General features: G+C 64.5%; 18 protein-coding genes. 16 read left to right on the top strand and 2 right to left on the bottom strand.

The genetic code is table 11. From position 1 onward, the window contains the following. Positions 1-267: 267 nt before the first annotated feature. Positions 268-1,368, top strand: coding sequence for a M24 family metallopeptidase (locus IC608_RS10195; protein ID WP_191775035.1), 1,101 nt, complete (start codon positions 268-270; stop codon positions 1,366-1,368). A gap of 195 nt (positions 1,369-1,563) precedes the next feature. Here the strand turns inward: IC608_RS10195 and IC608_RS10190 are convergent, their stop codons facing one another. Beyond that, entirely contained in the window at positions 1,564-2,211 is a 648-nt protein-coding gene (locus IC608_RS10190; protein ID WP_191775033.1) for a DUF1028 domain-containing protein, read from the bottom strand. Between the two features lie 135 nt (positions 2,212-2,346). Between IC608_RS10190 and IC608_RS10185 the strand changes: the two genes are divergently transcribed. The 5 genes from IC608_RS10185 to IC608_RS18455 all read left to right on the top strand — a co-directional run bounded on the left by IC608_RS10185 (position 2,347) and on the right by IC608_RS18455 (position 8,597). Beyond that, a complete protein-coding gene (locus IC608_RS10185) occupies positions 2,347-3,921 on the top strand; it encodes an ABC transporter substrate-binding protein (RefSeq protein ID WP_191775032.1) in 1,575 nt (524 codons plus the stop codon). Between the two features lie 235 nt (positions 3,922-4,156). Beyond that, positions 4,157-5,104 (top strand): ABC transporter permease, encoded by a 948-nt coding sequence (locus IC608_RS10180; RefSeq protein WP_191775031.1) that lies wholly within the window; start codon positions 4,157-4,159, stop codon positions 5,102-5,104. Beyond that, positions 5,101-6,885, top strand: coding sequence for a dipeptide/oligopeptide/nickel ABC transporter permease/ATP-binding protein (locus IC608_RS10175; protein WP_191775030.1), 1,785 nt, complete (start codon positions 5,101-5,103; stop codon positions 6,883-6,885). Before IC608_RS10180 ends, IC608_RS10175 begins: the two co-directional genes overlap by 4 nt. Further along, positions 6,882-7,691: an ATP-binding cassette domain-containing protein gene (locus tag IC608_RS10170; protein ID WP_191775029.1), complete on the top strand. Its 810-nt coding sequence runs from the start codon at positions 6,882-6,884 to the stop codon at positions 7,689-7,691. Before IC608_RS10175 ends, IC608_RS10170 begins: the two co-directional genes overlap by 4 nt. A gap of 90 nt (positions 7,692-7,781) precedes the next feature. After that, positions 7,782-8,597 carry a FadR/GntR family transcriptional regulator gene (locus IC608_RS18455; protein ID WP_345890875.1) on the top strand — a complete coding sequence of 272 codons (816 nt, stop codon included), beginning with the start codon at positions 7,782-7,784 and terminating at the stop codon, positions 8,595-8,597. Between the two features lie 39 nt (positions 8,598-8,636). Here the strand turns inward: IC608_RS18455 and IC608_RS10160 are convergent, their stop codons facing one another. Beyond that, the gene (locus IC608_RS10160) at positions 8,637-9,938 is read right to left on the bottom strand and encodes a PQQ-dependent sugar dehydrogenase (RefSeq protein ID WP_191775028.1); all 1,302 of its coding nucleotides are present in this window, start codon (positions 9,936-9,938) and stop codon (positions 8,637-8,639) included. Between the two features lie 201 nt (positions 9,939-10,139). On the opposite strand from IC608_RS10160, the gene IC608_RS10155 reads away from it, so the two are divergent. From IC608_RS10155 to IC608_RS10110, 10 genes are all read left to right on the top strand, one after another. Then, complete coding sequence (locus IC608_RS10155; protein WP_191775027.1) at positions 10,140-11,153, top strand: LacI family DNA-binding transcriptional regulator; 1,014 nt, start codon at positions 10,140-10,142, stop codon at positions 11,151-11,153. A gap of 204 nt (positions 11,154-11,357) precedes the next feature. Continuing rightward, positions 11,358-13,175 carry a heparinase II/III domain-containing protein gene (locus IC608_RS10150; protein WP_191775026.1) on the top strand — a complete coding sequence of 606 codons (1,818 nt, stop codon included), beginning with the start codon at positions 11,358-11,360 and terminating at the stop codon, positions 13,173-13,175. A gap of 97 nt (positions 13,176-13,272) precedes the next feature. Next, a complete protein-coding gene (locus tag IC608_RS10145; RefSeq protein ID WP_191775025.1) occupies positions 13,273-15,186 on the top strand; it encodes an ABC transporter substrate-binding protein in 1,914 nt (637 codons plus the stop codon). Positions 15,187-15,399: 213 nt separating this feature from the next. After that, the gene (locus tag IC608_RS10140; protein ID WP_191775024.1) at positions 15,400-16,392 is read left to right on the top strand and encodes an ABC transporter permease; all 993 of its coding nucleotides are present in this window, start codon (positions 15,400-15,402) and stop codon (positions 16,390-16,392) included. A 1-nt stretch (position 16,393) separates the two neighbouring features. Then, entirely contained in the window at positions 16,394-17,527 is a 1,134-nt protein-coding gene (locus tag IC608_RS10135) for an ABC transporter permease (RefSeq protein WP_191775023.1), read from the top strand. 174 nt (positions 17,528-17,701) lie between these two features. Continuing rightward, the gene (locus tag IC608_RS10130) at positions 17,702-18,721 is read left to right on the top strand and encodes an ABC transporter ATP-binding protein (protein WP_191775022.1); all 1,020 of its coding nucleotides are present in this window, start codon (positions 17,702-17,704) and stop codon (positions 18,719-18,721) included. Then, positions 18,718-19,752 carry an ABC transporter ATP-binding protein gene (locus IC608_RS10125; RefSeq protein ID WP_191775020.1) on the top strand — a complete coding sequence of 345 codons (1,035 nt, stop codon included), beginning with the start codon at positions 18,718-18,720 and terminating at the stop codon, positions 19,750-19,752. The genes IC608_RS10130 and IC608_RS10125 overlap by 4 nt, the downstream gene beginning before the upstream one ends. A gap of 1 nt (position 19,753) precedes the next feature. Next, complete coding sequence (locus IC608_RS10120) at positions 19,754-21,607, top strand: DUF2264 domain-containing protein (protein WP_191775018.1); 1,854 nt, start codon at positions 19,754-19,756, stop codon at positions 21,605-21,607. Beyond that, complete coding sequence (locus tag IC608_RS10115) at positions 21,604-22,614, top strand: hydroxyacid dehydrogenase (protein ID WP_191775453.1); 1,011 nt, start codon at positions 21,604-21,606, stop codon at positions 22,612-22,614. The genes IC608_RS10120 and IC608_RS10115 overlap by 4 nt, the downstream gene beginning before the upstream one ends. Then, entirely contained in the window at positions 22,614-24,272 is a 1,659-nt protein-coding gene (locus IC608_RS10110; protein WP_191775016.1) for an acyltransferase, read from the top strand. Before IC608_RS10115 ends, IC608_RS10110 begins: the two co-directional genes overlap by 1 nt. The last annotated feature ends 6 nt before the right edge of the window (positions 24,273-24,278 follow it).

The raw sequence follows: 24,278 nt of genomic DNA, 5'->3' as shown, positions 1-24,278 counted from the left end.
ACGACCTGCGGGGGCCGGTTTCTCCGGCCGCCGCATCGCGAAGCCGGGCTTTCCTCCTCCCGCCCGGCTTCGCTCTTAGCGCCGCTGCTTTCCCTTCGCCCCTCAGGTGACAAGGTGGCGCGCAGCGCCGGATGAGGGGTGTGGCCTTCGGTGGTTCGCTCGAGGCGGCCACTCCCACCCCACCCCTAACCCTCTCCCCCCGAGGGGTGAGTTGACGCCATCGCGCCCGGCTGCGCGAAAACGCCTGCAAACAATCGAGATCTCAACATGACCGCCACACTCACCACCCGCATGAAAAACCTGCGCGCCCGCATGGCCGAGACCGGCACCGACCTCGTGGTCATCGGTCCGTCGAGCCATATGCGCTGGCTGGCGGAGCTGTCGCCGCACGGCGATGAGCGGCCAGTGCTGTTGATGGTCTCGAAGGATTATGCCGGGTTCCTGATGCCGGCGCTCAATGTTGACAGCTCGCGCCAGCACACCGACCTGCCGTTTTTTCCCTGGGGTGATGCCGATGGCCCGGATGCTGCCCTCGATCAACTGATCAATGCGACCGGCGTGAGCCGGATCAGTCCCTCCATCGTGCTCGACGAAACCATGCGCGCCGACTTTGCGCTGCTGGTTCTCGACGCGCTGCCGGGCGCCAAGCGGCGCTTTACTGGCGACACGGTGGGCTACCTGCGCGCCCGCAAGGATGATGACGAATATCGCCGGCTCAAGGCCTCGGCGCTGCTCAATGACCGTGCCATGGCGGCCGGCTTCGACGCGCTGCGGCCCGGCATAACCGAACTCGAAGTGGCGCAGGTGATCCGGGACTTCTACAAGGCCAACGGGGCCACCACCGAGTTCTGCTCGGTCTGCTTCGGCCCCAACGGCGCCTTTCCGCATCACCATACCGGCAGCACCACCCTCAAGGCAGGCGACGCGGTGTTGATCGATACCGGCGGCCGGATCGACGGCTACCCCTCGGACATGACGCGCGTGGGCTATTTCGGCGCCGCACCCGAAGGATATGGGCAGATCCACTCCATCCTCGATCGCGCGGTGGACGCTGCCATCGCGGCGGCCAAACCCGGAGTGCCCGCCAGTGCCGTGGACAAGGCCGCCCGTGACGTCATCGCGGCCGCCGGCTATGGCGACAATTTTCTCCACCGCACCGGGCACGGGCTCGGCATCGACATCCACGAGACCCCCTACATCACCGCCACGAGCGACACGGTGCTTGACGACGGCATGGTGTTCTCCATCGAACCGGGGATTTATCTCCAGGGCCGGTTCGGCCTCCGGCTCGAGGAAATCGTGATCATCCGCAATGGCGAGGCGGAAGTGCTGTCGGACATGCCGCGTGAGGCGGTAGCTCGGGGGTAAATTCGGGGCCGCCTCGGAGACAGGTTCATCCGCCCCATCACGATGTCATTCCCGCGAAAGCGTGAACCTCCGTTACACCCCTTAGCCAACAGAGGTCCCCGCTTTCGCGGGGATGACGCTGGCGCGGTAAACGTCAATGGGGTAGGGGACGGTGCGATTACCCGGCGCATCAGGCTCATCCGGATGGTCGTGCTCCTACTGCCCCTCGCGCCGCACCACTTGCGAAAAAAACTCTTCATAGCCGCCCTTGGTCGTGGCCTCGAACAACTCCGCCAGATCGCGCATGGTCCGGTCCGAGCGGTCGATGCGGATGTCGATGCTGGGATAGGCTTCCCGCTCTACAACCTTGAGCGCTGCCGAGCCGACGCCACGCGCATCGCCTCCGACGGCGGCTCCCGCCGTGAGCGCATGGAGAAGGCGCACGCCGAGCGGCAGGTCGGGCGCCGCGGCAAAGGCGTTCATCATCGCGTCGAGCACGGCCTCTCCGGTGAGGATATTGCCCGCCACCGCCACGTCCTGTCCCAGGAGATGCCCCGCATAGGACTGGCACGCTGAGCCGGTCCATCCGGCGGTGTTTCCCTGCCGGTCGAGCATCACCACCTGCCGACGTTGCGGTTCGGGATCGGTGTCGAGGGCCGCCGCGAGGGCGTCTTCGGCACTCATGGTCGCAAGATGGGTGACGCCATCGATACCGAGATAAGGATTGGTCATCGCCTGTGTCGCCACGGCACCGACGCCGGCCTGTGCATAGGGTACGAGCGCGCCGACGGCGACGCCGGCGGTGGCCGTCGCCACGCCGATACTGCCGGTGCGCGCATCGCGGCCCACGATGGAAAAGGTCATGACAGGCTCCTCATGCCGCTGAATTTATCATCATAAATGGATTGCACCACAAATTTATGCTGATAAATTGACATGAAGACCCAGCCTCGTGAAGCCCACGGCGGCAAAACGAGTCGGGAACGCAAGGAGGTATCTATGACCCGAAACTTCAAGGGCCTGGCCCCGCTGCTGATGGCCACCGCCCTGGCGCTTGTGGCGCCAATGGCCCCCGCCCAGGCGCAGACGCCGCCCAATGTGCTGGTTGTCGGCCAAATCGCCGAACCCGCTTCGCTCGACCCGGCTGTCTCGACCGCCGCCAACGATTTCCGCATCGCGGTCAACATGTATGACGGCCTCGTGCGCAACAAGCCCGGCACGCTCGAGATCGAGCCGGCGCTGGCCACCGACTGGGCCATTTCCGACGACGGCCTCGAATACACCTTCAACCTGCGCGAGGGCGTCAAATTCCAGGACGGCACGCCGTTCAATGCCGATGCGGTCAAGTTCAATTTCGACCGCATGCTCAAGGAAGACAGCCCCTACGCCGACACCGGCCCGTTCCCGCTGGCCTTCTTCTTCTCTTCGGTTGAGAACGTGGACGTGGTGGACGACCTGACGGTCAAGTTCACGCTCAACGAGCCCTTCGCGCCCTTCATGTCGAACCTGGCCTCGCCCACCGGCCTCATCGTCTCGCCGGCGGCCGTCGAAAAGTTTGGCAAGGATTTCGGCCGCAACCCGGTCGGCACGGGTCCGTTCAAGTTCGAGGAATGGCAATCCAATTCCCGCGTCGTCGTTTCGCGCAACGAGGATTACTGGGATGGCCCGGCTCCGCTCGAAGCGGTGATCTTCCGGCCCATCACCGACGCCAATACCCGTGTCGCCGAAATGCTGTCGGGCGGCATCGACGTGCTGCTCGAAACGCCGCCCGACAATCTGGCACAGTTCCGCGATGACGCTAACTACCAGGTCATGGAAGCCGTGGGTCCGCACGTCTGGTACGTCATGCTCAACGCCAAGGACGGCCCCTTCGCCGACAAGAAGGTGCGCCAGGCGGTCAACTATGCGCTCAACAAGGAAAGCCTCGTCAACGACGTACTGCAGGGCACGGCCGATGTGTCCGCCGGTCCGATCCCGCCGGCGTTCAACTGGGCCTACAACGAAGACGTCCAGCCCTATCCCTATGATCCGGAAAAGGCCAAGGAACTGCTCGCCGAAGCTGGGGCCGAGGGGGCGAAGCTCACTTTCCTCGTGACCGAAGGCGGCTCGGGCATGCTCGATCCTGTGCCGATGGGCACGGCCATCCAGGCCGATCTGGCGGCCGTCGGGCTCGATGTCGAGATCAAGACCTATGAGTGGAACACCTTCCTTTCGGAAGTGAACCCGGGGCTAGAGGGCAAAGGCGACATGGCCGAAATGGCCTGGATGACCTCCGACCCCGACACCTTGCCGTTCCTGACGCTGCGCACCGCGGCCTTCCCCGACGAGGGTGGCTTCAACTCGAGCTATTATTCCAACCCGGAAGTCGATGAGCTGCTCGACAAGGCCCGGGTCTCCACCGACCACGATGAACGTGCAGACCTCTATAAGCAGGTGCAAAAGATCGTCCACGACGACGCGCCCTGGCTCTTCGTTGCCAACTGGAAGCAGAATGCTGTCGTCACTGCCCAGGTCGGCGCGTTCGAACTGCAGCCTGACTTCTCGCTCAACCTGAGGGACGTGACGAAGCAGTAGAGGGAATTTCGGGGTGGTGCGCTTGCAGCTCCACCCCACCCTCGGTCCCTCTCCATCGAGGGGAGGGATGCACAAGCACAGTCGCCTCGGCTCAATCGTCTTCCTCCAGTATGGGAGGTGTACGAAAGCACAGTTGCCGCAGCTCCATCGTTTCCTTCCCCCTTGTGGGGGGGGATCAAGGGCGGCGGTGCGATTTACCTTAAGGCGCGACGGCTGATCGACGGAGGCCCATCTCATGACCGCCTATATCGGCAAGCGCTTGCTCGCCGCCATCCCGGTGATCATCGGGCTCTCCATCATCGTCTTCCTCGTCATGAAGCTGATCCCCGGCGATCCGGCGCAGGCGCTGCTCGGCTCTTATGCGACGCCCGAGAACGTCGAGCGCATCAACCGCGCACTCGGGCTCGACCGCTCCTGGCCCGAGCAATATGTTATCTGGGTCGGCAATCTGCTGCACGGCGATTTCGGGCGCTCCTATATCCTCAACCGGCCTGTGCTCGATGAGGTGCTGGAGCGCTTCAGCGCGACGCTGATCCTGGCGGGCGCGGCGTTGCTCATCTGTTCGGTGCTGGGCATTCTGGCCGGCATCGTCTCGGCCGTCCGCCAGTTCGGCTGGACCGACCGCATCGTCACGTTTTTCGTTCTGATCGGCATTTCGATGCCGGCCTTTTTCCTGGGGCTGGTGTTCATCCTCTTCTTTGCCGTGCGCTGGCGGTTGTTGCCGGCCTCGGGCATGTACGCCGTCTATGGCGGGGGCGACCTGCCCGATCTCGTCAACCACCTGATCCTGCCGGCCGGGACCCTCGCCATCGTCGCCACGGGCGTCGTGGCGCGCCTCACCCGCGCAGCCATGCTCGAAGTGCTGCGGCAGGATTTCATCCGCACCGCCCGTGCAAAGGGCCTCAAGGAAGGCGTGGTGATCTATCGCCATGCGTTTCGCGCCGCACTGGTTTCGGTGATCCCGGTGATCGGCATCCAGGCTGGCTTCGTCCTGGGCGGCGCCGTCTATATCGAAACCGTTTTCCAGTGGCCCGGGCTGGGGCAGATGCTGGTCAAAGCCGTTTCGACGCGTGATCTGTTGCTGGTGCAGGGCGGCGTGCTGGTGGCGGCGACCGTCTATGTCCTCGTCAATCTCCTGGCCGATGTCGCCCAGGCCATGCTCGACCCGAGGCTCAAGGCATGACCGGCCTGACCGTTTCCCCCTCCGTGCCGCGCAAGCGCCGCAGCAACTGGCAATTGCTGATGGCCAACCGGCTGGCCGCCGCCGGATTGTTCCTCTTCGGCTTCATTGCCCTCCTCGCGATCCTTGCGCCGGTACTGCCGCTGCCCAATCCCGATATCACCGATCAGCCGAACCGGCTGCTGCCGCCCCTGAGCGACGGGCATCTCCTCGGCACCGATCACCTCGGGCGGGACATTCTCGCGCGCCTGATCTGGGGTACGCAGATCTCGCTGATCGTGGGCATCAGCGCCACCGCTTTAGCGGCCATCTTCGGGTCGTTGATCGGCCTTGTCGCCGGCTACATGCGCGGCGCGACTGACACGGTGCTGATGCGCTTTGTCGATATGCTGATGGCATTCCCATACATCCTTCTCGCCATTGCCATCGTGGCGGCGCTGGGGCCGGGGCTGCTCAACGCGCTCTATGCCATCGCCATCGTCAACATCCCGTTCTTTGCCCGCAACATCCGGGGCGTGACGGTCTCGGTGCGCAACCGCGAATTCGTCGAAGCGGCACGGCTGTCGGGCAAGAGCCATCCGGCGATCCTCTTTACCGAAGTCCTGCCCAATGTGTTGCCGGTGATCGTGATCACCATGTCGACCACAGTGGGTTGGATGATCCTCGAAACCGCGGGCCTGAGCTTTCTCGGGCTCGGCGCGCAGCCGCCGACGGCCGATCTTGGCTCGATGCTAGGGCAGGCGCGGGCGCAGCTTTTCACCGCGCCGCACGCCTCAATCATTCCGGGCGTCATGATTTTCGCGCTGGTGATGAGCATCAACCTGCTCGGCGACGGTGTTCGCGACGTGCTTGACCCGCGCCTGCGCTCGGGCGCGCTCGACCGCCCCATGGCGGTGACGAAGATCCGCCGCAAGGCCAAGCCCGCGCCCACCATCGAGAACGCGCCCTCCCTTGTGGTGGAGCATCTCACGACAGGCTTTGACGACGGCGGCCATTTGACGCCTGCCGTCAAAGGCATTTCCTTCCGGCTCGACAAGGGCGAATGCCTGGGGCTGATCGGGGAAAGCGGATCGGGAAAATCGGTGACGGCCCTGTCGCTGATGGGGCTTGTGGCCTCGCCGCCCGGCCTCATCACCGATGGAGCGGTCTATATCGACGGCCGCGACGTGCTCGGGCTGCGTGAGCAGGAATTGATTGCCCTGCGGGGCGCGCGCGTGTCCTATGTGTTTCAGGATCCGCTGACGACGCTCCATCCGCTCTATCGCGTGGGCGAACAGGTCGCCGAAGCCATCCTGGCACACCAGGCGGTCGGCAAGTCCGCTGCAAAAACGCGCGCCATCGCGCTCATGGAAACGGTGGGAATTCGCGATGCCGCCGAGCGCAGCAGGGCCTATCCGCATGAGCTTTCGGGCGGGCAACGCCAGCGCATCGGCATTGCCATGGCGCTCGCCAACGACCCCGACATTATCATTGCCGACGAGCCCACCACTGCGCTCGACGTGACCGTGCAGGCCCGCATTCTGGATCTGCTGCAGAATTTGCGGCGCGAGCGCGGGCTGGCGCTGCTGCTGATCACGCATGATTTCGGCGTGGTGGCGCAGGTGTGTGACCGGGTGGCGGTGATGAAGAACGGCGAGATCGTCGAGCAGGGCGTGACCGACACCATCCTGCGCGACCCTCAGCACGACTATACCAAGCGCCTCATTGCCTGCGTTCCCGAATTGGGAGAGGGGCAGCGCTTTCTCGCGCGCGTGCGGCCGCTGTTCGAGGAGGCGGGCGCATGACCGGTCCGGCAGTGCAGATGCGCGACCTGGTCAAGACCTTCGGCGGTGGCCGCGGTCTTTTTGGCCGCGAGGCCAGCACGGTTCAGGCCGTGCGCGGCATTTCTCTCGATCTCAAGCGCGGCGAAACCCTCGGCGTCGTGGGCGAAAGCGGGTCGGGCAAATCGACGCTGGCGCGGATGCTGGTCGGCCTCGAAAAACCCAGCTCAGGGACGATGCTGATCGATGGACGCCCCTGGGAAGATTTGGCCCGGTCCGGCACACGCGCCTTCGGACGTACCATTCAGTATGTTTTCCAGGATCCTGTGGCCTCGCTCAATCCGCGCAAGACCATCGGCGAAATCCTCGACGTGCCGCTCAAATTGCTCTGCGGCTACGAGAACACCAAGCGCAGGGCGCGAAAAAGAGAACTGGTCGACGCCGTGCAGATGCCGCTCGATACGCTGGAACGGTATCCGCACGAATTTTCCGGCGGCCAGGCGCAGCGTATCGCCATCGCGCGGGCCCTGGCGGCGGAAGCCAGCATCCTCGTGCTCGACGAGCCGGTGAGCGCGCTCGATGTGTCCGTACAGGCGCAGGTGCTGCTGCTGCTCCAGGACCTGCGGAACAGCCTCGGTCTTTCCTACCTCTTCATCAGCCATGACCTGGCGGTGGTGGAATCCATTTCCGATCGGGTTGCCGTGATGTATCTGGGGGAGGTGGTGGAGGTTGCCCCGGCGGCCCAGCTTTTTGCCGCGCCGCAGCATGAGTATACCCGGACGTTGATCGCCAGCGCGCCGCGTCTGGAAACAGCGGAAAGTCCCGCATGATGCCATCTACTTTTTCACAGTGTCATTCCCGCGAAAGCGGGAACTCCTGTTTGACCAAACGGAGGTCCCTGCTAGCGCGGGGATGACAGAGTGGATACTTCAAACGCCGAATCCGACAAACCAGCGTCAACTGCCCCCCGCCGCAAGCGGACGGACGAGATCGTCGACGCCATCAAGCGCATGATCGTCGAGCACGGGCTGGCCCCGGGCGATCGGCTGCCGCAGGAGCGCGACCTGATTGCACAATATGCGGCCAGCAAGGGGACCGTGCGCGAAGCCTTGAAAGCGCTCGAGGTGCAGGGGCTGATCTCCGTGCGCACCGGCCCCGGCGGCGGCGCCTTTATCGAGCGCATGTCGGAGGGACGGGCGATGAGCCTCCTCTCCAACTTCCTCTTCGCCAAGAACCTGTCGATCGCCCACATCTACGAGATGCGCAAGGCGCTTGAGCCGCTCGTGGCCGCCAGCGCGACCCCGCAGATCGACGAGTCGGGCCTAAAACGCCTCGAGGCCATCATCGCCGTCTATGACCATGAGCCGGCCGATGCCGAGGAACGCTGGACCCAGCGCATGGCCGAACTCGATTTCCACGGCGTCGTGGCCGAATATGCCGACAACCCGATCCTCGCGTTCACCTGCCGCTTCCTGCAACGCCTCCTCAAGGATCTGGCCGTGGCGCAGGACATCTACCTGCGGCCCGAACCGGTCGAGCGCGAGAGCGGCATCGAGCACCAGCGCGACCTCATCGCGGCCATGCGCCGACGGGATGTCGACGCTGCCGCTGCCATCCTTGCCGAACACATGGCCGAGGCGGAACGGCACATGCTGGGCCTCCAGGCCACGCTGCAGGACCGGTTCCTCGTGGAAGCCGAGGCGCCGGTGCGCAAGCGAAAGCGTCGATCTAGCTGATCGACCGGGCTAGCGGGACCTGCGACCGGCGCCGTCCGCTCAGGCGCCGGTGACGCGCCAGATGACGTCGCCCACATCGTCCGCCATCAGCACGGCACCATCGGCGGCGATGGCGACGCCGACTGGGCGGCCATAGGAATATTTCTCGTCCGGCGAGAGGAAGCCGCCAAGGATTTCCCGTGGCATGCCGACCGGCTTGCCGCCCTGGAATTCAACGAAGGCCAGCTTGTAGCCGGACAGCTTGGAGCGGTTCCACGAGCCGTGCTGGCCGATCGCCATGCCAGCCGGGAATCCGGGCAGTGTGCCTTCCGGCAGCCAGCAGAGGCCTAGCGACGCGGTGTGACCGCCCAGCGCGTAGTCAGGCTGCCTGGCCGAGGCCACCTTGGCTGCGTCCTGGGGCACCCGATCGTCGACGACGCGGTTCCAGTAGCAATAGGGCCAGCCATAAAAGCCGCCGTCGACCACCGAGGTCAGGTAATCGGGCGGCGTTTCGTCGCCGAGGCCGTCGCGCTCGTTGACCACCGTCCAGAGCAGCCCGCCCTCCGGTTCCCATGCCATGCCGACGGGGTTGCGCAGGCCGCTGCCATAGATGCGCGACCGGCCGGTGGCGAGATCGAGTTCGTGGATGCAGGCGCGATTTTCCTCTGCCGCCATGCCGGCATCGCCGATATTGCTCAACGATCCCACGGCGACGTAGAGCTTGGTCCCGTCCTTGCTGGCGATGAGGTTGCGCGTCCAGTGCCCGCCCGGGATCAGGTCCATGATCTTGCGGCCCGGCGTGGTGATGCGGGTGACGCCCGCTTCGTAGGGGTAGGCGAGCACGGCGTCGCTCGCGCCGACATAGAGCGTGTCGCCCCGCAGCACCATGCCGAAGGGCTGGCGCACGTTCTCTATGAAGGCGTGGCGAAGTTCGGCCGTGCCGTCGCCATCGGCGTCGCGCAAGAGGGTTAAGCGGTTGGGGCTGGTGCCCGTGGCCTTGGCGCGCTCCATGGTCGAGCTCATGGCGAGATCGAACAGGGTCCGGGGCTTACCCGACTCGCCCATGGATTCGGCGACCAGCACGTCCCCATTGGGCAGCACCAGCATGTTGCGCGGATGATCGAGCCCCTTGGCAAAGGCATTGACCTTGAGGCCGGCGGCAACGGTCGGCTTGTGGTCTCCCTCCCAACCCTTGGCCGTGGGCATCTTGAGGGTCGGAATCTTCCCCTGCGGCTTGGCGTCGGGAATGGCCGGCGTCGTTCCATAGACCGGCTGGCGGGGGCCATCTCCGGAGTGACGGATGGCCACCGCGGCTGCACCGACCGCGGCGACGAAACGAGCAAAAAGGGCGCTGGCAGGCATTCAGTACTCTCGGAGAACGTATTCGGAATAAGGATTGGCAACCTAATGCGATGATGTTTCAGAGACCAGCCCTGCCGGAAAATTTTGCACTTTGCTCCTAAGAAGGAGTGGCGCGAGGCGTATAAAAAGGTTCACCGAAGGCGTTTTTCCTTGCGCTACTCAATAAACGCAAATATTGCGAAGTTTCAGCAAGGAACTTCCATGGCGACCACCAAGCGAGCCAACCAAGCCGACATAGCCGAAAAACTGGGTGTCTCGGTGTCGACGGTTTCCCGGGCGCTGGCCAATGAAGCCGGCATCAGCGACACCGTGCGCCGCGAGGTACAGAAGGTCGCCCGCTCGCTGGGTTACAAGTCAAAGCACGCTCCGGTCACGGGCAATCCGGACAAGCGGGCGGTCGCGCTGGTGCCGCTGAGCGGGGCAATGGGTAGCTTGGCCAGTTTCTATCACGGCATTGTCGAGGGCATGCGGGCCCAGGCCGCCGAAGATGGCATCGCGCTGGACGTACGGCTGGTCAGCGAAGACCAGGTGACGCTGGACTTCATCGCCAAGCAGGTCGCCAAGTCCGATGCCGCAGGCGTCGTCTTGGCGGGCCTCGACCCCAGTGATGACATTGTGGCCTGGGCTGCGGAACACGACATCGGGGTCGTGCTGGCGAACGGGCTCGATCCGCGCATGCGGCTCAGTTCAGTGTCACCCGCCAATTTCTTTGGCGCCTACATGGCCGCGCAGCACCTGCTCGACGCCGGGCACCGGCGCATCCTGCACTATACCTTCCGCAACCGTCCCACCATTCTGCAGCGGCAGCGCGGCTTCGAGGCGGCGATGGCGGATCATTCGGACGCTGTCGGCACCGTGATCTGCTCCAACGACGTGAAGACCCGGCAATTGCTGGACGATCTCCTGGCTGGGCGCCACGACGTGACAGCCGTGTTCTGCTGGAACGACAGCGTTGCCGTGTCCATGGTGGAAACGCTCATGGGCCCCGACACGCCTCTGCCGCCGTACTTTTCGATCATGGGCTTCGACGATCTGCCCATTGCCGGGATGGCCAACCCACGCCTCAGCACGGTCGGGGTGGACCGCGAGGCGATCGGCCGGGGGGTCATTCACCTCTTGGCACGCCGGCTCGATGGCGACCTGACCGTGCAGCATCTCGAAATCGGGCTCAAGCTCGTTCCGGGCGAGACAGTTTTTTCGCTTCCGGCGCGCTGACGCCAGATTTTCCCCTGCCCAAGAGACACTTCCGCGCCGCCTAGATGGCTGACTTGACGACGCAAAGTTCGCAAAATTGCGTTAATTGCGTGAATTGCGCAAAATGCTTGAAATCACGCAAATTCACGCATAGGCTTTCTCTCATGCAGTCGCCTCCACAGATCGTCACCAGACGACGGGCGGTGGCAGGGAGGAACCGGGCAAGTGGATCTGCGACGCTGGAACGTCAAGCACATACGGATGCTGCTCGAGGCCGCGCCGGATTTCGCACCGTTTCCCAAGGCCGGCGCCGGGTTCGACCACATTCGGGCCGCGCTGGGTTCGGAGCCGCTCGCGGCCCTGACGACGGCAGCGAAGGCGGACATAGGCCAGCCAATTCCCGCGCTTCCGGCCGAACTCTACCTCGACTTCCTGCGTACCGGGCGCCGCGAGGGGTATGAGGACGCCCAGCGCGAACGGCGCAACATGCTCTATCGCCTGTCGCTGGCAGAATGGCTCGGGGGCGACAACGAGTTTGCCGCCGCCGCCGAGAACATCCTCTGGGCGCGGCTCGAGGAAACCAACTGGGCCTGGCCTGCCCATGCCCGCACGCTCGACATGCCGGACCGGCCAACGGTCGACCTCGCGGCCGCAATGACCGGGCTCGATCTCGCCGAGATCGATTATCTTCTCGGCGATCGTCTCTCGCCCCAGGTACGGGCCTGGATCCGCAGCGAAGTCGACCGCCGCACCATCACCCCGTTCCTTTCGCGCAACGACCATTGGTGGCTTCATACGACGCCGCAGAAGCAGGTCAACAACTGGACGGCGGTCTGCGTCGCCGGCGTGGTTGGGGCCGCGTGCTATCTCGAGACCAACCTCGACCGGTTGGCCGAGATCATCACCCGGGGCCTGCATTCGCTCGCCGACTACCTCGAAACCTTCGATAGCCAGGGCGGCTCGTCCGAAGGGCCGGATTACTGGTCGTACGGCTTTGGCAACTACGTCGTCCTGGCCCAATTGCTGTCCGAACGCACCGGCGGCGCGCTCGATCTCTTCGAAGACCCGATGATGCGCGAGATCGCGCAGTTCCCCGTGCGTACCGTCATGACAACCGGCATCTGGGCGAGCTTTTCCGACAGCGACAGCAACCCGCAGTTTCATCCGGGTCTCCTCAGCCACCTGGCGAGCCGTCTCGACCTGCCCATGCTTACCCAACTGGGCACGCACAACGATTTTTCCGTCGACATCTTCAACCAGTTCGTCTGGCCCCTGCGCCAGTACGCCTGGCCATTGCCGAAGGAGACGACGGTCTATGGCGGCGTTGCCCATGACTGGTTCGAGGACATGGGCTGGATGCTGAGCCGGCTCGATGCCGCCGATCCGACCTCGCTGCGCCTCGCGGTCAAGGCCGGACACAACGACGAGATGCATAACCAGAACGACGTCGGCTCGCTGATCGTCGTCTCCGGCGGCACCGTGGTCCTCACCGATCCCGGCCGCGGGCGCTATTCCAAGGCCTATTTCAGCCCGCAACGCTACGACAATCTCATGGCCTCCTCACGCGGCCATTCGGTGCCCGTGGTCAATGGCCAGGAGCAGGCCGAGGGGCGGGATCGGGCGGCAACGGTGGTGGAGCACGTTCACGGCGAGAATGCCGATCGCCTGGTCTTCGATTTCGCCGACGCCTATCCCGATGACGCGGGGCTGCAGTCGCTGCGCCGCAGCGTCACCTTCGATCGCCGCGCCGCGGGCGGGGCCATCGAGGTGCACGATGATTTCGCTCTCTCCCACGGAGGTAGTTTCCAGTCTGTGCTCGTGACGCCGCTCGACGCTTCCCTGGCGCCTGGCGAGGTCCGCATCGGGAAAGAGGGCGCGGGAGTCGCGGTCCGGTTCGATACGGATGCATTGCAAGCCAGCACCGAAATCCATCGCGGCGTAGAAAAGCAATATGCGCCCGCGGTCGACCTCACACGGGTGCTGTTCACCCCAAAATCTGCAGCGGCATCGGGCTCGGTGAAGCTGCGCATAACGCCGCTCTAGCGGCCGAGAATGCGGACCGGACAATCGGCCGCTGGCAGCCAAGCTGCCACCCTGGAGGAAGCAAACCGGGCATCACGCTCGGGGAAGGAGGAGGATAATGAAGTTCAGTGTTTTGGGTACGGCAGGTGCCTTGGCGGGGATCGCCATCGGCGCGCTCATGCTGGCCAATCCGGTTCTGGCCGCGCAGCAGGCGCCCAGCCTCGATGAAATGGTCTCGAGTGGCGCGCTGCCGCCGGTAGACGAGCGCCTGCCGGAAAACCCGCTGGTGGTGGACCCGGTCGAGAGCGTCGGCACCTATGGCGGCATCTGGCACTCGGCCCTGCGCGGCGGCCTCGACAACGCCTGGATCGCCCGCACCGTGGCGTATGACGGCCTGGTCCGCTACGACCGCGAGTGGAAGGAAATCATCCCCAACCTGGCCGAAAGCTGGGAAGTGAGCGAGGATTCCCGCAGCTACACCTTCCACCTGCGCAAAGGCCTCAAGTGGAACAACGGCAAGCCGTTCACCGCCGATGACATCGCCTTCGCCGTGGAACTGTTCAAAGAGCCGAGCTATGGCGCCGGCACCTTCATCAAGAACCCGCAGAACCCGGTCACGATCGAGGTGGTGGACGAGACGACGTTCACGCTGAACTTCGAAAATCCCAACGGCACCATCATGGACGAACTGGCCAGCGTCAACGGCCTCACGCTGGTGTCGCTCAGCAAGGACTACTGCAGCCAGTTCTACCCCAAGTACAACGAGAACGCGGCCGAGGAGGCCAAGGCGGCCGGGTTCGAGACCTGGGAACTCTGGATGACCGACCGTTGTGGTTGGGCAACCGAAACCATCCGTTGGGCCAACCCCGACCTCCCCTTCATGAACGCCTGGATGATCGACCAGCCCCTGACCGGCGACGCCACCCGCGTCACCTTCAAGCGCAATCCCTATTACTGGAAGGTCGACACCGAGGGGAACCAGTTGCCCTATATAGACGGCCTCGAAATGCGGGTTTCGGACTCGGTGGAAGAGATCACGCTTCTGGCGCTCAATGGCCAGATCGATTTTCAGGACCGGCACATCTCGACCGTTGCCAACCAGCCCCTGTTCTATGACGGACAGGAAGAAGGCGACTATCGCATGGGCCAGGAAATCCAGTCCTCGTCCAACACCATGGTCATCCAGTTCAACATGAACCATGTGGACGAAAAGCGCCGCGAGCTCTTTGCCAACAAGGACTTCCGGATCGGCATTTCCTACGCCATCGACCGGCAGGAAATCATCGACGCGGTCTTCACTGGCCAGGGCGAACCCTACCAGGTCGCGCCGCGTCCGGAGTCGCCGTTCTACAACGAGACCTACGCCAAGCAGTATACCGAGTACGATCCGGACAAGGCTGCCGAAGCGTTCGAGAAGGCTGGTCTCACCAAGGGCGGCGACGGCATGTACACCTTCGCCGATGGCAGCCCGCTGACCATCACCATCGACACCATCGCTTCGCTCCGCCCGGAATGGCCGGACATGCTCGAGCTGATCCAGCTCCAGCTCGAGGCTGCCGGCATCAAGATGGAAATCAACAACATCGACCGCACCCTCTACTACGACAAGCGTCCGCTGGGCGACTACGATGCGCAGGTGTGGGGTGGCGACGGCGGCCTCGATGTGGTGCAGGAGCCGCGCTACTACATGGCAGCCAATGCCGAGTCCGTCTGGGCCTTCCGCTGGCAGGCCTGGTACAACGGCTCGACCCCCGAAATCGCCGAAGAGCCGGCCGACTGGGCCAAACAGCAGATGGATCTCTATACCCAGCTACGCGGCGAGGGCGATCCGGACAAGCGGGCCGAGCTGATGACGCAGATCCTCACGATCGGCCAGGAAAACTTCCCGGTCATCGGCGTGAGCCTGCCTGGCGACACCTACTATATCGCCAGGAACAACCTCAAGAACGTCCCCGACACCATGTTCCAGGCGTACCTCTTCCCCACGCCTGCACCCTATGACCCGTTCCAGTGGTACTTCGCCCAGGAATAGGTCCCTCCCGGCCTCCCGCGGCGGCTCCCCTCAGACGCCGCGGGATGGCTGAGACTTTTGGCCGGCGGCGGTGGTCCCACCGCCTCCTTCCCCCGGGTGGGGAGGGACCGGGGTGGGGGAAGTTGGTCGACCCACTGACTGGCCCCACCCCTGTCCCCCTCTCCTCAGAAAGAGGGGGAACCCGGCTCCCGCTTTTCACGACAGGAGACGCCCATGCTGCGTTTCGCCATCAATCGATTGATCGCCATGGTGCTCATCCTGTGGGCCGTGTCCTTCGTCGCCTTTGCCATCATCCAGCTGCCGCCCGGCGACTATCTCACCACCTATGTGGCAACGCTCTCGGCCAATGGGGATCGGGTCGATCCGGCCGCCATCGATGCGTTGCGCCGGCAATACGGTTTCGGCGAGCCCTATATCGTGCAGTACTGGAAGTGGATCACCGGCATTCTGCTGCGCGGCGACTTCGGCCAGAGTTTTGAGTGGAAGGCGCAGGTCACCGACCTCATCTGGGGACGGCTGGGTAACTCCATTCTCGTGGAAGGGCTGGCGGTGATCCTGACGTGGCTCGTTGCGCTGCCCATCGGCATCTATTCGGCGGTGCGCAAATATTCCCTCGGCGATTATCTGGCGACCGTAGGCGGCTTTATCGGCCTTGCGATCCCCAACTTCTTCTTTGCGCTGATCCTGATGTATCTTAGCTTTGTCTGGTTCGGCGCCAACATTGGCGGGTTGTTTTCTCCCGAGTTCGAGAACGCCCGCTGGAGCCTGCCGCGCATCTGGGATTTCGTCAGCCACGCCTGGGCGCCCATTCTCGTGCTCTCGCTCTCGGGCACCGCCGAACTGATCCGCATTCTGCGCGCCAACCTTCTCGATGAGCTTAAAAAGCCCTACGTGACGACGGCGCGGGCCAAGGGCCTCAGCGAATTCCGGACCATCATCAAATATCCGGTGCGCGTGGCGCTCAACCCGCTGGTGTCAACCTTGGGCTGGCTGCTGCCGGCGCTGGTGTCGAGCTCGGTGATCGTCTCGGTCGTGCTCAACCTGCCCACCGCCGGCCCGATGCTGCTGCGCTCACTCACCAGCCAGGACATGTATCTGGCCGGCGCGATCATCCTCCTGCTCGGCGTCCTCACCGTCATCGGCACGCTGGTCTCGGACCTGCTGCTCGCCTGGCTCGATCCGCGCATTCGCTATGGAGGCAAATGACATGGCGCTCGACACCATAGCCCCCCTCGCGGAGGAAACGCGCCCCACCCGCGTGCGGGAATCGCAATTGCACCTGATGTGGCGGCGGTTCCGGCGTCATCAACTGGCCTTTGTCAGCCTCTGGATCGTCGTCGCGTTCTATCTCGTGGCAGTGTTTGCCGAGTTCCTGGCGCCCACTGACCCCGGCGCCTACAGCGCCCGCTACACCTATGCGCCGCCGCAGGGCATCCATTTCTTTGTCTCGGACGAAAACGGATGGCACTTCCAGCCGCACGTCAATGGCTACACCACCGAGATCGACCGCAAGGCGATGCGCCGCACCTTCGTGGTGGACTCCGAAGTCGTCATCCCGGTGCGGTTCTTTGCGCCATCGGAGCCCTACCTGCTGGCCGGCTTCATTCCGATGTCCATCAAGTTCATCGGCGTCGAGAACCCGCGCGATCCCTTCTATATCCTGGGTGCCGACCGGCTCGGCCGTGACATGCTGAGCCGCCTCATCCACGGCACCCGCATCTCGCTGTCCGTGGGCCTTGCCGGCGTGACGCTCAGCCTCTTTTTCGGCATCATCATCGGCGGCTTTGCCGGCTTCTACGGTGGCTGGTTCGATGGAGCGGTGATGCGCGTCGTCGAATTCATCCGCTCCATGCCCACCATTCCGCTCTGGATGGGCCTGGCGGCGGCCATGCCCAAGGATTGGAGTGCGCTCCAGACCTATTTCGCCATCACCATCATCCTCTCGCTCATCGGTTGGACTGAACTGGCCCGCGTCGTGCGCGGACGGTTCCTCAGCCTCAGGACGGAGGATTTCGTCACCGCCGCGCAACTCGACGGCGCCAGCGACTGGCGCATCATCACGCGCCACATGGTGCCGAGCTTTTCGAGCCACATCATCGCGGCCGCGACGCTGGCCATCCCCGGCATGATCCTGGCCGAAACCGCGTTGAGTTTTCTTGGTCTCGGGCTGCAGGCGCCCATCGTCTCCTGGGGCACGCTGCTGCAGGAAGCGCAGAACATCCGCACCCTCGCCACGGCTCCCTGGCTGCTGGCCCCCGGCATCTGCGTGGTGGTGGTCATCCTGTCCCTCAATTTCTTCGGGGACGGCCTCCGCGACGCCGCTGATCCACATGGCCGGTAGCTCGATGACCGTTTCCGCTCCCCCCTCATCCGGCGCTGCGCGCCACCTTCTCCCCGAGAGGGAGAAGAATAGGCCGTCACGCCTCTTATTCCTCTCCCACTCGGGGAGAGGGTGGATCGACCGAAGGTCGAGACGGGTGAGGGGGAAAGCTTCCACACACTCACGAGGCGCGGCATGACCAAACCCCTTCTCTCGGTCAACGACATGGCCATTGTCTTCACCTCGCCCGACGAGCCCGACATCGAGGCCGTGCGGCAGGTGGATCTCACCCTCACTCCCGGCAAGACCCTGGCGTTGGTGGGTGAAAGCGGCTGCGGCAAGTCGGTGACGGCCCGGGCCGTGCTGCGCCTGCTCGACAAGAACGCCGATATCAGCCGCGGCGAAATCCTTTACGACGCCGCACAGGACGGGCCGGTCGACATCGCCCGGCTTGATCCCGATGGTCTCGCCATGCGCTCGATCCGTGGCGCGCAGATATCGATGATCTTCCAGGAGCCGATGACCTCGCTCTCGCCGGTGCACACCATCGGCAACCAGATCGACGAGGTGATCATGCTGCACGAGCGCATGAGCCAGAAACAGGCGCGCGAGCGCACCATTGCCCTGCTCGATCAGGTCGGGGTGCCCGGCGCTCGCGACCGCGCCAACGCCTATCCGTTCGAATTGTCCGGCGGCCTGCGGCAGCGCGCCATGATTGCCATGGCCCTGGCCTGTACCCCTAAGCTGCTGATCGCGGACGAGCCGACCACCGCGCTCGACGTCACGACGCAGGCGCAGATCCTCGATCTCCTGCGCCAGTTGCAGGACGATTTCGGCATGGCGATCCTTTTCATCACCCATGATCTGGGCGTGGTGGCCGAGGTCGCCGACGAAGTGGCCGTCATGTATCTGGGCGACGTGGTGGAGCAGGGCGATGTCTACGAAGTATTCCGCGCCCCACAGCATCCGTATACGCAGGCGCTGATGAATTCGGTTCCGCGGCTGCAGCGCAAGGCGGAGCGGCAGCGACTCTCGCCCATCAAGGGCACGGTGCCCTCTCCCAAGGACCGGCCGGAAGGCTGCGCCTTCACCAGCCGCTGCCCGCATGCCTTCGCGCCATGCCCCAACATTCGCCCCGAACGAACCGAGGTGGGGGCAGGCCATATCGCCCGCTGCCACCTTCTTACCCAGGCAAATGTGGAGGAGCCGGCATGACCCGCCTTCTGACGGTCGAAAACCTCTCCAAGGTCTATACGCTGGGCGGCGGCCTCTTCGGCAAGTCGCGTGAACTGGTGGCGCTCAACGATATCGACCTGACGGTCGAGGCGGGCGAAACGCTGGCCGTCGTGGGCGAAAGCGGCTGCGGCAAGACCACGCTGGGGCGCTGCATCATCAAGGCGCAACCCTCGACGGCAGGCCGGGTGGTGTATCACCCCAAGTCCGGCGGTGAGGTGGAATTGACCTCGCTCAACAAGCGCCAGATCAAGCCCTACCGACAGGACATTCGGATGATCTTCCAGGATCCGATGAGTTCGCTCAACCCGAACATGCGCGTCTTCGATCTGGTGGCAGAGCCTCTGCGCATCCACAGGATCGCCAGGGGACAGGAGTTGGAAAACAAGGTGGTGGATACGCTTGCGCGGGTCGGCATCCCCGCCGACGCCCTGGGGCGCTACCCCCATGCCTTTTCCGGTGGCCAGCGTCAGCGCATCGGCATCGCCCGCGCGCTCGTGCTCGATCCGAAACTGGTGATCGCCGACGAGGCGGTGTCGGCGCTCGACGTGTCGATCCAGGCGCAGGTCCTGAACCTTCTTGACGATCTCAAGGAGGAATTCGGCCTCACCTACATCTTCATCAGCCACGATCTGGGGGTGGTGAACTACATCGCCGATCGGGTGGTGGTGATGTATCTGGGCCACGTGGTGGAAACCGCGCCCACCGAGATGCTGTTCGAGCGCCCACGCCATCCCTATACCGAAATGCTGCTCGAGGCGCTCCCCATCGCCGATCCGACGCGGCGCAAGGGTCGACGCCCCGAACTCAAGGGCGAAATCCCCTATCTCGGCAACCGCCCCCAGGGGTGTCCCTTTCACACACGCTGCAAATACGCCCAAGACCGCTGCCGCAGCGACAAGCCGGTGCTCCGACCCATTCACGGCACGGCGCAGTCTGCCGCCTGCCATTTTGCCGAAACACTCGATCTCAAGGGCGCCTACGACGACGCGCCGCAAAGGACATTTGCCTGACATGACGTACGACCCAGCCACCGCCAATCCGCTTTTCGGCAATCCGCTCAAGACCCGTGCCGACGTCGAAAAGGGCCTGCGTGACCTGTTCCAGCCGCTGCTGCCCTATTTTTCCGAGGGTCGGGCGCGCGTGCGGCTCGATGGCGCGGGCGCCCATTTCGATCGCGCCGCTGCCGACCTCGAGGGGTTCGCCCGACCGCTTTGGGGGTTGACCCCGCTGGCAGCCGGCGGCGCCGATTTCGATTATTGGGACTACTATCGTCAGGGTCTCGCAAACGGCACCGACCCGGAGCACCCCGAATATTGGGGAGAAGTGAATTCCACCGACCAGCGCATGGTGGAACTGGCCGCGATAGGCTTCACCCTGCGCCTCCTGCCGCACCTCGTCTGGGAACCGCTGCCGCAAAAGGCCAAGGACAATCTGGCCGCCTATCTCAAGCACGCGCGCCAGTTCAACTATGCAGACAACAACTGGAAATTCTTCCGCGTCCTGGTCGATCTCGGCCTTGAGGAATGCGGCGTCGATTTCGATAGCAGCCTGACGGAGAAATATCTCGAAGAGCTGGATGGCTTTTACATCGACGACGGCTGGTATCGCGACGGCAATGTGCGTCGCATCGACCATTACATTCCTTTCGCCATGCACTTTTATGGCCTGATCTATGCCAAGTTGGCCAAGGGCGACGACGCGCGGGTCCAGCGCTACAAGGAGCGGGCAGCGCTCTTTGCCAGGGACATCCAGCACTGGTTCGACGAGGATGGCGGTACGCTCGCCTTCGGGCGTTCGCTGACCTATCGCTTCGCCTGCGGCGGCATCTGGGGCGCGCTGGCCTTTGCCGATGTCGAAGGACTGCCCTGGGGCGTCATCAAGGGGCACTTCCTGCGCCACCTGCGCTGGTGGAGCAAGCTGCCCATCGCGAACCGCGACGGGATTCTCTCCATCGGCTTCGGCTACCCCAACCTCTTCATGTCCGAAAGTTACAATTCTGCGGGCTCGCCCTATTGGGCGCTCAAAGCCTTCCTGCCGCTGGCGCTGCCGGCCGACCATCCCTTCTGGGCGGCCGAGGAGGAGGAGGCCGGCTTCGACGACAAGCCGGTGCCCCTCAAGCATCCGGGCATGGTGAGCTTCCATACGCCCGGCAATGTCGTCGTGCTCTCGAGCGGCCAGCAGAACTGGCAGATGCGCGCCGGCGCCGAGAAATACTCCAAGCTCGTCTATTCCTCCCGCTACGGGTTTTCCGTCGAAGTGGACGAGCGGGCCTACCCGCAGGGCGTCTTTGACGGTGCGCTGGCCTTCTCCGACGATGGCCGCCACTACCGGACCCGCGAAACCAACGAAAAGGCCCAGATCGCCGGCACCACGCTCCATGCCGTGTGGAAGCCCTGGAACGACGTGACGGTGGAGACCTGGCTGTTGCCGGCCAATCCCTGGCACATCCGCGTCCACCGCATCACCACGCCCCGTCCACTCCACGCCACCGAAGGCGGCTTTGCCATAGGTCGGGCCGATCTCAACGCGGATACGCTGACTGAAGAAAAGGGCAGGGGCGTTGCCAGCAGCGCCACCGATCTCAGTGCCATCGTCTGTCTTGTCGGTGGTCGCGACGGACGGGTGCTGCGGGCGCTGCCCAACACCAATCTCATCGTCTCGAAAACACTGGTGCCGCAGGTGCGGGGTGACATCGCAGCGGGAACCACGGTGCTCGTCACCGCGGCCATGGCCCTGCCGGCCGGCGCTGCAGCCGATGCTGCCCTGCGCAACCCGCCCCGGGCCCCGGACATTGCCGAATTGGACGCGCTATTCGCCCGCGAGGGCATCGACGTCAGCGCCATCCTCGTGCCGGAGCGCTTCTGATGCGACCCAAACTCGCCTTCGCCCTCGATCCGCGACGAACGCGACATGTCTTCGACGACGAGGCCCTGGCGCGGCTGCACGCCTGCTGCGAGGTGCTCTCGGATGAGCCGGTGACCTCGTTTTCTGAAAGCCGCGCGCAAACCCTTCTGGCGGAAACAGAGGTGCTGGTGACCGGCTGGGGTTGCCCTGTCATCACGCCCGAGGTGCTGCGCGCCGCGCCGCGCCTGCGGCTGATCGCGCATGCGGCCGGTACGGTTAAGTACACCGTCGATCCCGGCGCATACGCCGCCGGCATCCGCGTTTCCCATGCCGCCGAGGCCAACGCGGTCCCGGTGGCAGAATACACCCTGGCCGCCATCCTGTTCGCCAACAAGCAGGTCTTTGCCCTCCGCGATCTCTACCGCGCGGACCCCAGCCGCCGCTCCAGTTATGAACTGATGGATGGCCCCATCGGCAATTTCTGCCGCACCGTGGGGCTCATTGGCGCGTCGCGCATCGGGCGTCGTGTGGCCGCCATGCTGGCCGGCTTCGACTTCACCGTGCTGCTGTACGACCCCTTCGTGCAGCCTGGCGATCCTGTCACCGCGCACGCGCGCCTCGTTGATCTCGACACGCTGATGAGCACTTCGGACGTGGTCTCGCTCCACGCCCCCTCGCTGCCGTCGACGCGTGGCATGCTCGGCGCCCGCCACTTCAAGCTGATGCGCGACGGCAGCGCCTTCATCAACACGGCGCGCGGCGCGCTGGTCGATGAGGCCGCCCTGATCGACGAGCTTCGAACCGGCCGGATCCAGGCGGTGATCGACGTCACCGACCCCGAAATCCCGCCGCAGGAGTCGCCGCTGTTTTCCCTGCCCAACGTCTTCCTCACGCCCCATGTCGCGGGCGCCGCCGGCACCGAACGGCTCCGCCTCGGCCTGATGGCGGTGGAGGAGGTCGAGCGCTTCGTGCGCGGAGAGCCTATGCTCTACGAAATCGAGCCGACGCTGCTGGAGCGGCTGGCATAATGGACGAGACAGCGAGCCGCCCGCGCGAGCCGGCGACTGCGCCCGTCGGGGACGAGTTTGCGCAAAGGCGCCTCCAGTTCCTGACTTGGGATCGTACGCCTGAGGATATCGCGAGCCCCCAGCATCAGGCGCGCTTGAGCCTGCTGCGCGAAAAGGCCGGGGGCGAGTTTCATCCGACGGCCTATGTGGCCTCGGCAGCAGCCATCTTCACCACCCGCCTCGTTCTGGGTGCCCAGAGCTGGATCGGCGGCCATGCGTTGGTCCGCGGCGATGTGGAGTTCGGCGCTCACTGCACGGTCAACTCCTATGCTATGATTTCGGGCAAGGTGCGCTGCGGCGATGGCGTGCGCATCGCCAGCCACGTGACGCTGGTGGGCTTCAACCACGGCTATGACGATCCCGACATTCCCATCTGGCAGCAGACCCACTTCAGCCGTGGCATTACCATCGGCGACGATGTCTGGATCGGCGCCAACGCGGTGGTGGTCGATGGCGTCACCATCGGGCGCGGCGCGGTGATCGCGGCCGGCGCCGTGGTCAGCAAGGACGTGCCGGAAAAGGCGATCGTGGGCGGCGTGCCCGCCAAAGTGCTGCGCTTTCGCGGCCGTGGCCGCACCGACACCACCAGGGCGCAGCTCAGTGCCCTTGGCGATCGCGCCGCGGCCCAATGGCGGGACGTGCTTGCTGCCAATCAAAGCGAGGGCGAATATCTATCGCGCGAGGCCGACGGCCAGAACCGCCGCTCCAACCGGCACCTCTGCGATGCCATCGAAATCGCGACGAGTTTTGATGCCCTCCAACCCGGGCTCGATGTGGCCGCGACCATAGAGCGCCTGCAGGCGGTCCAGGATCCCGAGACTGGCCTGTTTCCCGATCCGTTCATTTCGCCGCACCCCGACCGGCCGATGCGCGACGACGGGCTCGCCCTCTACAACATCCTTTCGGCCGGTTATGCGCTGGAAGCCCTGGGCAGTCGCCCCCGGCATCGGATCAATGCCGTGGAACTGGCCGCCGCCGATCTTTGCCAGTGGCTCCAGGAACTGCCCTGGCGCGAGCGAGCCTGGGGCGCTGGCGCGGCGGTCGACGCTATCGGCACGGCGCTCTATTTCAACGCGCGCTATCATTCGAGCACCACCGCGCGGGAAACGCTTTTCGGCTGGCTGGCGCTCAAGCAGGATCGCGCCTCAGGCCTTTGGGGATCGCCCACACCGGAGGAGGGCTTGCTGCAGCCGGTCAACGGCTTTTATCGCCTGACTCGCGGCACCTATGCCCAGTTCGGTATTGCCGTGCCGCGGCCCGAGGCCGCCATCGATGCGGTGCTGCTCAATTATCGCCAGTACGGCGGGTTTTCCGACCGGACCTATACCGCCTGCAACCTGCTCGACACCATCCACCCGCTCTGGCTCTGCCTCAATCAGACCGATCATCGCCGGCCGGAAGCCGAAGACATCGCGCGGCACATCATCGCCCGGGCGGGAGAGCGGTGGATCGACGGCGAAGGGTTCGCCTTTGCAGATGGCCAGGAGCCAGGCCTGCAGGGGACCGAGATGTGGCTCTCGGTGGTTCATCTTTCTGCAAAACTGCTGGGCATGGACGACGGGTTCCCCTTCGTGCCCAGGGGTGTGCATCGCACCGAAGCTGTCGGGTTGGGGCTGTGAAAGGAG

Origin of the sequence: Devosia oryzisoli (assembly GCF_014837245.1) — a bacterium.
Taxonomy (GTDB): domain Bacteria; phylum Pseudomonadota; class Alphaproteobacteria; order Rhizobiales; family Devosiaceae; genus Devosia; species Devosia oryzisoli.
Note: the sequence above shows the minus strand (reverse complement) of the source record. Positions and strands in the feature narration are given on the sequence as shown.

Coding starts and splice junctions, on each gene's coding strand:
- IC608_RS10185 (WP_191775032.1), top strand. CDS start 2,347: ATGACCCGAAACTTCAAGGGCCTGGCCCCGCTGCTGATGGCCACCGCC.
- IC608_RS10175 (WP_191775030.1), top strand. CDS start 5,101: ATGACCGGCCTGACCGTTTCCCCCTCCGTGCCGCGCAAGCGCCGCAGC.
- IC608_RS10145 (WP_191775025.1), top strand. CDS start 13,273: ATGAAGTTCAGTGTTTTGGGTACGGCAGGTGCCTTGGCGGGGATCGCC.
- IC608_RS10140 (WP_191775024.1), top strand. CDS start 15,400: ATGCTGCGTTTCGCCATCAATCGATTGATCGCCATGGTGCTCATCCTG.
- IC608_RS10110 (WP_191775016.1), top strand. CDS start 22,614: ATGGACGAGACAGCGAGCCGCCCGCGCGAGCCGGCGACTGCGCCCGTC.
- IC608_RS10120 (WP_191775018.1), top strand. CDS start 19,754: ATGACGTACGACCCAGCCACCGCCAATCCGCTTTTCGGCAATCCGCTC.
- IC608_RS10125 (WP_191775020.1), top strand. CDS start 18,718: ATGACCCGCCTTCTGACGGTCGAAAACCTCTCCAAGGTCTATACGCTG.
- IC608_RS10180 (WP_191775031.1), top strand. CDS start 4,157: ATGACCGCCTATATCGGCAAGCGCTTGCTCGCCGCCATCCCGGTGATC.
- IC608_RS10135 (WP_191775023.1), top strand. CDS start 16,394: ATGGCGCTCGACACCATAGCCCCCCTCGCGGAGGAAACGCGCCCCACC.
- IC608_RS10160 (WP_191775028.1), bottom strand. CDS start 9,938: ATGCCTGCCAGCGCCCTTTTTGCTCGTTTCGTCGCCGCGGTCGGTGCA.
- IC608_RS10195 (WP_191775035.1), top strand. CDS start 268: ATGACCGCCACACTCACCACCCGCATGAAAAACCTGCGCGCCCGCATG.
- IC608_RS10170 (WP_191775029.1), top strand. CDS start 6,882: ATGACCGGTCCGGCAGTGCAGATGCGCGACCTGGTCAAGACCTTCGGC.
- IC608_RS10155 (WP_191775027.1), top strand. CDS start 10,140: ATGGCGACCACCAAGCGAGCCAACCAAGCCGACATAGCCGAAAAACTG.
- IC608_RS10190 (WP_191775033.1), bottom strand. CDS start 2,211: ATGACCTTTTCCATCGTGGGCCGCGATGCGCGCACCGGCAGTATCGGC.
- IC608_RS10130 (WP_191775022.1), top strand. CDS start 17,702: ATGACCAAACCCCTTCTCTCGGTCAACGACATGGCCATTGTCTTCACC.